Raw genomic sequence first — 12168 nt, forward strand, 5'->3', positions numbered from 1 at the left:
CCTTCATATATCTGTCAATCGGGAAATTGTACATTGCCCGGTACGATATATGCACCACCCGATCCATCATTAGGCAGAGCAGGGATCGTATCATTCAACACCTGACCGCGAATATCGGTAATACGAATGTTCAGTTTTTCTTTGCCCAGTCCGGTTCCTAGGAAATGATTATAGTCCTGCTTTTCAAGATTGAGCCACGTACCATCCTTCTGTTTCACTTCGAACTTCAGCACCGGATATTTGTGATTACGAACCTGAATAGCTGCCCACCACTGACTGCTGCCTTCCTTGATCCGATAGGAGACATTACCTTGGATTGGCGCTTTGACCACTTTCCAGCTGATATTGATTTTGCCTGCCTTCGGGTCACCGATCAGGTTAAAGGCATTCGGCGAAAGATCCAGCGCTCCACTGGCGCCCTCTGGATAGAGGTCTGTTACATAGACGGTTGTTTTGCCTTTAGGGCCCTGCACTTCGAGATAGGCTCCCGCCAAAGCGGCTTTGACACCGTTATAATTGAGCTGGAATGGATTAAGTGCAGTAATCTTCATGTCTGCCGGGATGGGATCAAGCAACACCGCACCTCCCGAGTAGCCTGAGCCCGTATACGTCGCGTAACCCTGATATGTATCATTCCATGCAGCAGATGCAGGTAGAGCAAATAATACGAGACTGAGTAACAACCCTGTGCCGGCCCATTTTAACCGTTGAAATCTACTTTTCTTGTTCATCTACTATTCCTCCTTTACGTTCTCGTGTAAATGGTTAGTTCAACTGCTAGATTTGAATATAACATTATTTTACATAATAACTGTTTATTTTCAATCTATTTCTACCAAATCGCATCCAAAGTCCTGCCTCAGGACTTCAACATTCACGACCACGCACAAGATATGGATACATACCATAAATTGGTGGAATGGACATAATAATAAGGCTGTATCGGGTCGGTTCCCAATAAAAAAAACGCCACACCATGGAGTGATTTCTCTCTCCAAACAGTGTGACGCTTATGACGCATTACGGTCAGAATTCCCTGGCTGTCCAGTGCCAGCTGCACCGGCTCATCCTGTCTCCCTTCGTTTCATCCGCTTCCTTAGTCGCTCATACGATGCGTAGATCCGCGGAGATTCTTTTGTCAGGATAGGTCCCAGCACAGCCAGAATTAACACATATAATACGGCAAACGATTGGATGGATGCCATCAGTCCTCCGGCCTTGCCGATGTTCGCCATGATAATGGAGAATTCACCTCGGGAGACCAGGGTAAAGCCCACATTCAACGAGGCCTTTGGACTCATTCCAGCCAATCTGCCAGCGATCATGCCTGCACCATAGTTACTGGCGATCGTCAGAATAACGGCAATAATCGTCATGCCCACAGCTCCGCCAAGTGACGACGGCTCAATGGTCAGGCCAAAGCTGAAGAAGAAAATCGCACCAAAAAAATCTTTGAAAGGCATGATCTGATGCTCAATCCGGCTGACATGTCTTGATTCGCCCAGCACCAGTCCCATCATCAAAGCCCCGATTGCTTCGGCTACATGAAGTGTCTCCGAGAAACCTGCCACCAGGAAGAGCAGTGTCATGACGGTAAGCAAAAATAACTCCGAAGACTTAATGTTCAATGCCTTATCAATATATTTGATACACTTTCTGCCGATGATCAGGAACAGCACAATGAACAGCAACGCAGATAGGGACACCAGCAGAACACTTAAGAATGAAGTTGCCCCGCTGAGCACAAGTCCTGTCAGAATCGAGATATGAATCGCGATGAACAAATCATCAAACATAATCATACCCATAATAATCTCTGTCTCCGGGTTCGCCGTGCGTTTCAGATCTACCAGCACTTTAGCCACAATGGCTGTAGAAGAACTGGTCATGATGCCACAGACAACAAGTGTCTCCTGGAGCGGCAGATTCATGAACCAGCCCAATAGCAGACCCGAGACAAAATTAAGGCCTACATAGAACATGCCCCCAGTCAGAATGGCTTTGCCAGATTTTAATAGACGGGAGACCGAGAATTCCAGACCCAGGTAAAATAACAAAAACAAAATGCCAAGCCTGCCCATAAATTCAATAAAGGTCGAACTTTCGATAAAACGTAAATCCACAATACCGATCTGTGGTGCATGTGGTCCTACAGCCATACCAATCAGTATATAGAAAGGAATGACCGAAAAACGTAATCGTGAAGATATCAGCCCCGTAAGTGTAATCAGCGCAACGGCAATTCCCACTTCGAATATGAGCATATCCATAGGCTAAGTCCGTCCATCAGTCAACAATTGTTTGAGCTGCTTGATCTGATTTCGTTCACCGGCAACCACAATTGTAGCTCCAGAAGTAAAAACGTAATCCGGACCGGGATTAAACTGCTTTTCCCTGTCCTTGGTTACAACAGCCAGAATAACGGCACCTGTAGATTGCCGAATATCCAGTTCCCCAATCGTCATGCCTATGCTTGCCGCGTAAGGCTCGATTCGAAGCCATTCAATCAACAACCCTTCAAGCATCACTTCACGTTCATTCTGAAACTGAGGTTTGTAGGTCATACCACCGACGATAGCGGCTACCGCACGGGCTTCATCATCGTCCAAGGTCACAAGAGATACCATATCACCCAGTTCTTCAGGCGTATCCCCTGATTCCATATGAAACAGGTCACGTCGCTCGTCGTTATGAATCACAATAACCAAGTGCTCACCACTACGGGTATGCAGCCAGTATTTACGTCCAATCCCGGGTAAATCCGTCTCTTTAAAGTGCATGATCTGCACCCCCTAAAGCCAACCCGTTCATGGTTTCGCTCTTCAGTTCAATTCCCGTGATGCGTATCCGCATCGAGCCTGATGGCGTATGAACAGACCGTACTTCCCCTTTACTGCCAAGCAGTAATTGACTCCCTACCGGGGAGAGGAAGGAAATACGTCCCTCATCCGGATCCGTATCATCTGGCATGACAATCATGAACGAATCTGACGTATGGAAATCAATATATTCAAAATCAATATGACTGCCGATCAATACAGCCGAGTCCAGATCTTCATCAGGACCGAGGAGCAGTTTTTCCACATACTGCGTATACGCCAGCAGCTGTTTTTCCAACTGAATTCGCTCCGGATCACGCACGTCAAAATAGGCGTCGAGAAATGTTCTTTTCTCTTCACCCAATGTAAATAGCTGGCTCACCAGCTTCTCTCTGCAATTTTGGCGGGAAGTCCTATGGTTCATAATAGATTTCACCCCCTATACAAGCCTTGTTCTCCATGTTGATTGGCATGTTTCTCTTCATCATCTTGTTTTCCTCCTTTATATTGTTAAAAGCCCCCTGAATACGAGACCTTCTTACCATCTTACCAAAACTAATATATTAATCCAGTATATTCGGCTAACTTGCTGTTTTATTATTATTAGTGGTCATATCTTCCATTTTATAACTGAATTCTTCACATCAGATGGTAGATCCATAGAACATTTTAATTACTGTATAAAAAACATTTTATGGATTTCTATCTCGTATTTTTATTTGCTTTCCTGTATATTTAACTACAAACTTTTATGCAATTTATACAAATAAGCATCTACAGACTTTAACACAATAAAGGAGTGCATTGAAAAAGTGTCCACGATAACAAAAGAAACTACAGAGTCAGCTCAAGTTACTGCCGCAGAATATGTTCATTCCGTTTACGAGTCGGTTGTCGCCAGAAATCCGCACGAAGATGAGTTCCATCAGGCTGTCAAAGAAATCCTGGATTCCCTTATTCCTGTCATTGAAGCACATCCCAAATACAAGAACCACAGTCTGCTGGAACAGCTTGTCGAACCTGAACGTGTAATCACATTCCGTGTTCCATGGGTAGATGATCAGGGCAAAGTTCAGGTTAACCGTGGATTCCGGGTACAGTTCAACAGTGCCATTGGTCCTTACAAAGGCGGACTTCGCTTCCACCCTTCCGTTTACTCAGGTATCATCAAGTTCCTCGGCTTCGAACAGATCTTCAAAAATGCTTTGACCGGACTGCCTATTGGCGGTGGTAAAGGTGGTTCTGACTTCGATCCCAAAGGAAAATCAGATCTGGAAGTGATGCGTTTCACGCAAAGCTTCATGACAGAGCTGTACAAATATATCGGCTCCGATACAGATGTACCGGCAGGTGACATTGGTGTAGGCGCAAGGGAAATCGGTTACATGTTCGGCCAATACAAACGTATCCATGGCGGGCATGAGGCAGGCGTATTGACAGGTAAAGGGCTGCTGTACGGAGGAAGCTTGGCACGTAAGGAAGCGACTGGCTTCGGCTGTGTGTACTTCGTGAAGGAGATGCTGCAATCCAAAGGGCTCAGCTTCAAGGACAGCACAGTGGTTGTCTCTGGCTCTGGTAATGTATCCATCTATGCCATTCAGAAGGCACAGGAGCTTGGAGCTACAGTCGTGGCGTGTAGTGACTCAGGTGGCTACATACACGATCCACAAGGCATCAACCTGGATACCGTGAAACGTCTGAAAGAGGTTGATCGTCTTCGCATCAGCGAATACATCAAAGAACACCCGCATGCTACATATACCGAAGGCTGTGAAGGCATCTGGTCTATCCCTTGTGATATCGCTCTTCCATGTGCGACGCAAAATGAGATCGATGAAGAAGCTGCGGCCCTTCTGGTTAAAGGTGGCGTGAAGGCCATTGGCGAAGGCGCGAATATGCCTTCCACTCTGGCTGCCATTGACGTCTTCCACGGCGCAGGCGTGCTGTTCGGCCCAGCCAAAGCGGCTAATGCCGGCGGTGTAGCCGTGTCTGCTCTTGAAATGTCACAGAACAGCATGCGGTTGTCCTGGTCATTTGAAGAAGTAGACGCGAAGCTGCATGACATCATGAAGAACATCTACACCAGCTGTGTAGAAGCTGCTGAAGAGTATGGCTGTGAAGGCAACCTCGTAGCGGGAGCGAATATCGCCGGTTTCCTCAAGGTAGCGGATTCCATGATTGCTCAAGGTGTAGTTTAATTTAAATACAGAATAATATGGAGAGATACCTGAATAACGGTAGGTTTCTCCACGATCAAAGGGCGTTCCTATTAACTTGGGGAACGCCCTTTTTTCCTTGTTATCAATTGATCTAATCCCAGGGCAATGGTAAAGTGGTACTGACGTAATTCCATCTATTTGTACTATTATAAGGAAGTGTTTACATTGTCTAACCAACCATTTGCCAGCACTGTGAGTCCTCATCTGAGCGCAGACTGCGAGCAATGTTTTGGCCTGTGCTGCGTTGCCTTGCCCTATGGCAAGTCATCCGACTTTGCTTTTGAAAAAGCCAGCGGCACACCCTGCCCCAATCTGCGCACGGACAATCGCTGCGGTATCCATACCCAGCTTCGGCAGAAAGGGTTCAAAGGCTGTACGGTATACGACTGTTTCGGAGCTGGACAGAAGCTATCCCAAGTGACCTACGCGGGCAAAGATTGGCGTGATCATCCGGAGTCTGCAAACGAGATGTTCGATTGTCTGCCTGCCTTGCGACAACTTCATGAGTTGCTCAGTTATATGAAGGAAATGATGATGAGACCGGAGACGTCATCCCTTCACTCGGCATTCGGTGAGTTATATGAGGAGATCGAGCGCTTGAGCAATCTGGAGCCTGCGTCCCTTCTCCGTCTGGACATCGCCGACTATCGGTCCACTGTGAACAGACTCCTGGTTCAGGCAAGCGAGATGGTACGTGCCAATGTGCCACCCACCGCTCATGGACAAGGGAAGTCGAAGAAGAGTAAGAAACGTACCGGAAGTGACTTTTTTGGTGCCAACTTAAAGGGAGCTGACCTACGAGGCGCAAGCTTCAGAGGGGCTTTGATGATCGCGGCCGACCTCCGAAATGCAGATACACGAAATGCGGATTGGATTGGCGCAGACTTGCGGGATACGGATCTGGGCGATGCAGACCTGAGAGGTGGCATCTTCCTGACGCAATCGCAGATTAATGCAGCCAAAGGTAATCTGAATACCAAGTTGCCAGATCATTTAAACATTCCCTCACACTGGATGTAGGGCGCCGTCTCGGCAAGAGCAAGAGCAGGAATACAAGCCGGAATGTACCTTGTGAATTCATTCATAAGATATATGAATCGATTACAGCAAAAAACAGCTCGTCCTATATATCCAAGGACGAGCTGTTTATTATACAACCACAGGAATGAATTACGAATTACAACAAGTCGCGGCGAAGATCTTCAGCCGATTTCGGAGACAAGTGACCCAGCGGAATATCAAATACTGTCTTCGCGCCCTTATGTCCTTCCACGCTCAAGCGTTGTGCGGCTCTGGCATACGCCACAAGTACGCTCGCTGTAAATTCAGGATTGCTGTCGAGTTTCAGACCAAATTCAATAATTTGCTTTTGACCGGCACCTGTAACCCCACTGCGAATTACAAATCCACCATGAGGCATACCTTCATGCTCGGATTTCAATTCTTCTTCGGTAATGAACGTTACAGTTGTATCGTAATCTGCAAAATAGTTAGGCATCGACACAATCGTCTCACGGATCTCATCCTGATTAGCACCCTCTTCTGCTACCACATAACATTGACGCAGATGTTTCTCGCGTGTAGACAGCTCTGGTGTCTCCCCTGCACGAATGCGGTTGATCACCTCTTCAACAGGTACAGTATATTGTACACCCGCCTTAACGCCTGGAACACGACGAATAGCATCCGAGTGGCCTTGGCTCACACCTTTGCCCCAGAACGTGTACTCTTTTCCTTCTGGCAGGATGGACTGTGCAAGCAGACGGTTCATGGAGAACAAGCCTGGGTCCCAACCTGTGGAAATGACACTTACGTGACCGCCTTGCTCTGCCGCAGCATTCACTTCTTTGTAGAATTCAGGAATCTTCGCATGTGTATCGAAGCTGTCTACCGTATTGAACAACTTGGCGATGGCTGGTGTCTGCTCTGGAAGATCGGTTGCAGAACCACCACAGAGGATCATAACATCAATCTTGCCTATGTATTGCTCCGCTGCAGAGATATGCTCAAAACGTACTTCTGTGCTTTCAGCGACCATCTGCTCCGGATTACGACGTGTAAACACAGCAATCAGTTCCAGATCCTCGTTCTGGGAAATGGCTTTCTCTACACCTTTACCCAAGTTACCGTAACCAACAATACCCACTCTAATCATGTTCAATCCTCTCCTGTCTTCTTCTATAGTTGTCTATTACTCTATTCTAATGATATAACATACCATGTAACCTGTCAGGTTTCCAGTTCGAAATAAAAATACCTTGCAGCGGTGCAGCAATAATGCGGCTCCGTGTGCAAGGTATTATGGCGTTCATTCGTTATTTTAGGAAGAAAAAAGCAGGAAAGAACAATAGCCCTTATCTTCTGCTTATGATTCTGTCCAGGTCAACGTCAGTTCAATGACGCCTTCCTGTCCCGCCAATGTTCCTCCAATCAAGGACCAGACATCCTGCGTCTCCGGATCGGTTCCCTGAATGATAATATTTTTGTCATCGATCGTCTGACCCGCATCCGTTAACTTTTTGGCGTTGAAGTAATCTTTATACAGCTGGGATACGGTTTGCATATCTTGTTCAGTCGAGAAAATCACCATGGCTGATTGCTTTCCTTCATTCTCACCTGAATTGGCTAAACGAATCGTTGCATCTTCCGGTAGGGGGAAGTCACTTGGCAAGTTCTCTGGCAACGCATTGGTTCCAGCAGCGGCTTCCTCACCACGATCTGAATCCGAGTCGGCTGGCGCAGTCGTACCTTCCGTTTCGGTCACTCCACTTGTTGCTGCTTCGCTTGTACCTTCATTAGTCGCTTGTTCACCAGTTCCGGAGGAAACTTCAGTGTCCACCTTTTCAGTATCACCTGTCGGTTCGTCTGCCGCGCTGCTGCAAGCACTCAAGGCCACCATCATCGCCAGTGCCGCACAGACTAATACATAATTCCTTCTCTTCACCATCCGTTACCACTCCTTCTTCTTCGTTTTATGTGCTAATCACGTTCAAACGACTGGATCACAGGCACCGCATGAACGTTATTCTTGACCCATATCACAGATACAGATAATACACTTAAAGACAATAGACAACTGGCTACAAGTATGGATAGGAATCGGGTGATTACTCTAAACTTTTTCATGCATCCCTCCTCCTCGTCCTGTTCATCATGTGTTTGTGGAATCATGTTACTCATAGGTCACTGGACGGTGTCACTAATTTCATGATTTCGGCGGCGACAATATCCGGCTGACTTTTGTGAATACTGTGTTTCGCATGTGGAACTGTCAGCTGTGTTCCATGTCTTGACCATGAAGCAAAATCCGCTTGATCGGTCTGCCACGCCTGACTGTCCTCAGCCGAATCCTCCGAACCGGCTGTCAGGATCGTCAGGGGGAAGTCGAACTTCGTTTTGTTCTCAAGCACACACGCTGCATTCGTTCTGGAATTCCGAACCTCTTCCATGACATTATCATTGTACGCATGTCTTAACGTGGATATCATAACGGCCTTTTTCATCGGTTCCGTTACCAGTTTCGGGTCAATGACCAGAGATGCCATCATGCGATCCGATTGCAGCAACGTTCGTGCGATGCCTGTTTTCACGAGAAAACGGGACCAATCCATCATCCATTCCGGTGTATCCAACTCCGCACGGCTATAGTATTCGGGGCTTCCACCATCGATCATGACCATGCCAGCCACCTCATCAGGATACCTTTGCGCGAACCGTAGTGTCTCCAGTGCACCCAGGGAGTGACCAACCATGATGTAAGGTGGACGTTGACCGGAGGTTCGCAGCAATTGGTGGATCTCTTCCGAGATGGTGTCGACATCACGAGGTTCATCCGTATAATCGCTGTATCCATACCCGAACCGGTCATATACCGCAATTTTCACCTGTGATTTCAACTTGTCATATAGCGGGCTGAAATCCACATAAGGATTGGGCGTACCCCAGTCTGAGGCAAATACCACCGTTACCTCTCCTTTGCCAGCGGTGTAGAGATGCATATTGCGACCACTCACTTCATAATACTTGCCTGGCGGGGGATAGGACTTCATATCCTGCGTGGATTGATAAGCCTCATATGCCGTTCCCGTCAGCAGTAAAAGCCCTGTGGCGAGCATGATGCCTCCCAGCACTTTCAACCCTCTCCGTAACCCCTTCTTCATCTTCTCTACCCCTTATCCCAAAGGTTCATCTGTATATGTATGCTTCAATCGTACCCAAGAAATAGCTGAATTGAAACAATCCGGAGTCCAGTTCTTTCCCCAACCAAAGTCCAGTCTCTCCCCCCTACCTGTGAAGCAAAAAAACTGCAAATCTCCGATTAAGGAAACGTGCAGTTCATCTATGCCTTTACAGTTCCAATGTAAGACCCACCGGACAATGATCACTGCCCATTACATGGCAGTCGATATGCGCATCTGCCACCTTAGGTGCCAATTGATTGGATACGAGAAAATAATCAATGCGCCAGCCCACGTTCCGTTCTCTAACCTTCGGCATATAAGACCACCAGCTGTATACATCCGTACGATCCGGATAGAGATGGCGGAAGCTGTCCACATACCCAGAAGCAAGCAAATCGGTCATCTTGCCACGCTCTTCAAGGGTAAATCCGGAATTACCCAAATTGGGCTTCGGATTCTTCAGGTCAATCTCCTGATGAGCCACATTCAGGTCACCACAGACGATAACCGGCTTGGTCTGCTCCAGTTGCAGAATGTACCCCCGGAATCGATCCTCCCATTCCAGACGGTAAGGCAGTCGGGTCAGATCCCGCTTCGCGTTAGGTGTATAGACGTTCACCAGATAAAAATTATCATACTCCAGTGTAAGCATCCGACCTTCCGGTTCACTGTCTTCCTCCATCCCGTAACGAACGGATATAGGCTTGATGCGGCTAAATACAGCCGTGCCGGAATATCCTTTTTTGATCGCATAATTCCAATATTGATAAACATCTTCCCCCAGGTCCATCTCAATCTGTCCGGCTTGCAATTTGGTCTCCTGAAGGCAGAAAATATCCGCCTGACTCTCCTGATAATAATCCATGAATCCTTTGGTCACACATGCCCTTAAGCCATTCACATTCCAGGACACCAGCTTCATATCCTCATCTCCTCACATCTCTCCAATATAGCATGGGCTCATTCAGAGGGACAAGCCTTACGGATCTGGAATGAGATGGAGTCATTGGAATCCTTATGGGGCTTACTTGCCTATGTTTCGCTTCGCAACTTGGAGAACACCGCAAGGTTGATATATCTGCCTTTCTCAAACTCATGCTGTCGAAGTACACCTTCCTGTTGAAAATCAAGCTTATGTAACAGGCGTATTGACGCCTCGTTCTCCGGTTCAACCTTCGCTTCAATCTTGTTGAGCTGCATGCTTGTGAATCCAAAATGTAACACAGCATGGGCCACTTCAGTCATAACACCACAACCCCAGAAAGAGGAACACAGGTCGTATCCAATCTCTGCACGGTGATGTACATCTTCATAGTTCAGGAACCCACAGGTTCCGATCACTTTACGAGTTTCACGGTCTTCAATCATCCAGCGTAAACCTGTGTGTTCCTTGAAAATCTTCGTATACCAGTTCATCTCACCCTGTGCATCCTCCACGGATTCAAAGGGAGTAAATGGCATATATTGAACCACAGCTTCATCCGAATATAACGCGAGCAGATCATGGCTGTCTCCAGCCTCGGCTGACCGGAGGATGAATCGTTCTGTCTGAATTAATGGAAATAGATCAAACCTAAATTGCTCACTCATGCGAAGTCTCCTTTGCAACATTCATTGTAGAAGTCCATTTTACTACACTTGCCTTCATCAAGCTTTTACTATTATTATGTTCTATTAAGGCATTACTGTAGAAAAGGATACATAGGAGAGGACGTGCTATTATCACACCATCATATGACGTTATTATCGTTGGAGCTGGCTCCATGGGCATGAGTGCAGGATATTATCTATCGCGCAGTGGATGCAAAACTTTATTAATCGATGCCTTTGATCCTCCGCATACGGAAGGAAGTCATCACGGAGATACAAGACTGATGCGCCATGTGTACAGTGGTGGGCCTGACTATATTGCCATGGCACTGCTTGCACAGAAGTTATGGCACCAACTGGAGGAAACGACTGGAGACCAACTTTTTGTTCCATCCGGTGTATTGAATGTAGTCGATCCGGAGATTCATTCCTTCCACAACCGATTGAGCGATGCAGATGATGCAGGCATTCGTTATGAAACGTTGCATGCAGCCGAGGTGATGAAACGCTGGCCAGGTATTACAGTACCTGAACATTACGAGGGCATGTATGAGCCTGATGCGGGTTATTTGTATAGTGAACGCTGTATCCGTGCCTATCGCAAGGCAGCAGAGGCTCATGGTGCTACCTTGTTAACTCACACTCGTGTGGAGCATATCGAATACGGACCACATTCCGTGGCCGTTCAGACTTCAGGTGGTGAGTCATACCATGCGAATCAAATTATCCTGAGCGCTGGTGCCTGGTTTCAGACGTTAAAACCTTTCGTGGATCTTCCGATTCAGGCTGTGCGTAAAACGGTTGGATGGTTTGATGTACCAGAGGCTTTGTATGGTGAGGAACATTTCCCCGGATTCACAATCGCAGGGAAAGAAGGTATATATTATGGATTTCCAAGCATTGGCGGATCAGGTCTGAAAATGGGGCGTCATGATACAGGTCAGGTGTGGACACCAGGAAATACAATGGATCCTTTTGGTACGGAAGAAACGGACGAGGGTGATCTGCGCAGGCTGCTCGAACTTCATATGCCAAAGGCAGCTGGAGAGTTGAAACGTGGTAGTGTGTGCAAGTATGAATTCACTTCGGATGAAGATTTTATTATCGACCGGCACCCTGCCCATGAACGTGTGTGGCTCGCAGGCGGTTTCTCCGGTCACGGCTTCAAGTTCGCAAGTGCCATTGGGAAAATTCTAGCCGACTTGGTGCAAACAGGGCACACGGATCAGGATATTAGACGATTCGCTTTGTCACGTTTTCGTTAAGTACAAGCCCGTTGAATGAATACATGCATGTATAAAATAGCTACTTTCCTAGAGGGTGCAGTATCGCTCAGAGCACTGCACCTCCAAGAAAGAA

General features: G+C 47.1%; 13 protein-coding genes. 3 read left to right on the forward strand and 10 right to left on the reverse strand.

Annotation, left to right across the window (positions count from 1 at the left end; translation table 11 throughout):
- Positions 1 to 14: 14 nt before the first annotated feature.
- The 4 genes from NYE45_RS22080 to NYE45_RS22095 form a co-directional block, all read right to left on the reverse strand.
- A complete protein-coding gene (locus NYE45_RS22080) occupies positions 15 to 731 on the reverse strand; it encodes an expansin EXLX1 family cellulose-binding protein (RefSeq protein ID WP_062835721.1) in 717 nt (238 codons plus the stop codon).
- 333 nt (positions 732 to 1064) lie between these two features.
- Entirely contained in the window at positions 1065 to 2270 is a 1206-nt protein-coding gene (locus NYE45_RS22085; protein WP_340014013.1) for a cation:proton antiporter, read from the reverse strand.
- Positions 2271 to 2273: 3 nt separating this feature from the next.
- Positions 2274 to 2780: a cation:proton antiporter regulatory subunit gene (locus NYE45_RS22090; RefSeq protein WP_340014014.1), complete on the reverse strand. Its 507-nt coding sequence runs from the start codon at positions 2778 to 2780 to the stop codon at positions 2274 to 2276.
- Positions 2770 to 3243: a GreA/GreB family elongation factor gene (locus NYE45_RS22095; RefSeq protein ID WP_062835724.1), complete on the reverse strand. Its 474-nt coding sequence runs from the start codon at positions 3241 to 3243 to the stop codon at positions 2770 to 2772. Before NYE45_RS22095 ends, NYE45_RS22090 begins: the two co-directional genes overlap by 11 nt.
- A gap of 397 nt (positions 3244 to 3640) precedes the next feature.
- Between NYE45_RS22095 and gdhA the strand changes: the two genes are divergently transcribed.
- On the forward strand, positions 3641 to 5017 hold the full coding sequence (gene gdhA / locus NYE45_RS22100) for an NADP-specific glutamate dehydrogenase (protein WP_340017420.1): 1377 nt from the start codon (positions 3641 to 3643) through the stop codon (positions 5015 to 5017).
- Between the two features lie 186 nt (positions 5018 to 5203).
- A complete protein-coding gene (locus NYE45_RS22105) occupies positions 5204 to 6058 on the forward strand; it encodes a pentapeptide repeat-containing protein (protein ID WP_340014015.1) in 855 nt (284 codons plus the stop codon).
- Between the two features lie 157 nt (positions 6059 to 6215).
- Here NYE45_RS22105 and NYE45_RS22110 read toward each other — a convergent pair whose 3' ends face one another.
- The 6 genes from NYE45_RS22110 to NYE45_RS22135 all read right to left on the reverse strand — a co-directional run bounded on the left by NYE45_RS22110 (position 6216) and on the right by NYE45_RS22135 (position 10809).
- Positions 6216 to 7199 carry a diaminopimelate dehydrogenase gene (locus tag NYE45_RS22110; RefSeq protein ID WP_339236573.1) on the reverse strand — a complete coding sequence of 328 codons (984 nt, stop codon included), beginning with the start codon at positions 7197 to 7199 and terminating at the stop codon, positions 6216 to 6218.
- 204 nt (positions 7200 to 7403) lie between these two features.
- Entirely contained in the window at positions 7404 to 7985 is a 582-nt protein-coding gene (locus tag NYE45_RS22115; protein ID WP_340014016.1) for a hypothetical protein, read from the reverse strand.
- Positions 7986 to 8017: 32 nt separating this feature from the next.
- Positions 8018 to 8164, reverse strand: coding sequence for a hypothetical protein (locus NYE45_RS22120; RefSeq protein WP_165980244.1), 147 nt, complete (start codon positions 8162 to 8164; stop codon positions 8018 to 8020).
- Between the two features lie 50 nt (positions 8165 to 8214).
- The gene (locus NYE45_RS22125; protein ID WP_340014017.1) at positions 8215 to 9198 is read right to left on the reverse strand and encodes an alpha/beta hydrolase; all 984 of its coding nucleotides are present in this window, start codon (positions 9196 to 9198) and stop codon (positions 8215 to 8217) included.
- A 187-nt stretch (positions 9199 to 9385) separates the two neighbouring features.
- Positions 9386 to 10141, reverse strand: coding sequence for an exodeoxyribonuclease III (locus NYE45_RS22130; RefSeq protein WP_340014018.1), 756 nt, complete (start codon positions 10139 to 10141; stop codon positions 9386 to 9388).
- A 110-nt stretch (positions 10142 to 10251) separates the two neighbouring features.
- Positions 10252 to 10809, reverse strand: coding sequence for a GNAT family protein (locus NYE45_RS22135; RefSeq protein ID WP_340014020.1), 558 nt, complete (start codon positions 10807 to 10809; stop codon positions 10252 to 10254).
- A gap of 131 nt (positions 10810 to 10940) precedes the next feature.
- Between NYE45_RS22135 and solA the strand changes: the two genes are divergently transcribed.
- The gene (solA, locus tag NYE45_RS22140) at positions 10941 to 12074 is read left to right on the forward strand and encodes an N-methyl-L-tryptophan oxidase (protein ID WP_340017421.1); all 1134 of its coding nucleotides are present in this window, start codon (positions 10941 to 10943) and stop codon (positions 12072 to 12074) included.
- Positions 12075 to 12168 lie beyond the last annotated feature (94 nt).

Origin of the sequence: Paenibacillus sp. FSL K6-1318 (assembly GCF_037976905.1) — a bacterium.
Lineage (GTDB): Bacteria > Bacillota > Bacilli > Paenibacillales > Paenibacillaceae > Paenibacillus > Paenibacillus amylolyticus_A.

What these genes read in the sequence shown, in the direction of transcription:
- NYE45_RS22080 (WP_062835721.1), bottom strand. Translation starts at nt 731, where the DNA reads ATGAACAAGAAAAGTAGATTTCAACGGTTAAAATGGGCCGGCACAGGG.
- NYE45_RS22085 (WP_340014013.1), bottom strand. Translation starts at nt 2,270, where the DNA reads ATGGATATGCTCATATTCGAAGTGGGAATTGCCGTTGCGCTGATTACA.
- NYE45_RS22090 (WP_340014014.1), bottom strand. Translation starts at nt 2,780, where the DNA reads ATGCACTTTAAAGAGACGGATTTACCCGGGATTGGACGTAAATACTGG.
- NYE45_RS22095 (WP_062835724.1), bottom strand. Translation starts at nt 3,243, where the DNA reads ATGAACCATAGGACTTCCCGCCAAAATTGCAGAGAGAAGCTGGTGAGC.
- NYE45_RS22115 (WP_340014016.1), bottom strand. Translation starts at nt 7,985, where the DNA reads ATGGTGAAGAGAAGGAATTATGTATTAGTCTGTGCGGCACTGGCGATG.
- NYE45_RS22120 (WP_165980244.1), bottom strand. Translation starts at nt 8,164, where the DNA reads ATGAAAAAGTTTAGAGTAATCACCCGATTCCTATCCATACTTGTAGCC.
- NYE45_RS22125 (WP_340014017.1), bottom strand. Translation starts at nt 9,198, where the DNA reads ATGAAGAAGGGGTTACGGAGAGGGTTGAAAGTGCTGGGAGGCATCATG.
- NYE45_RS22130 (WP_340014018.1), bottom strand. Translation starts at nt 10,141, where the DNA reads ATGAAGCTGGTGTCCTGGAATGTGAATGGCTTAAGGGCATGTGTGACC.
- NYE45_RS22135 (WP_340014020.1), bottom strand. Translation starts at nt 10,809, where the DNA reads ATGAGTGAGCAATTTAGGTTTGATCTATTTCCATTAATTCAGACAGAA.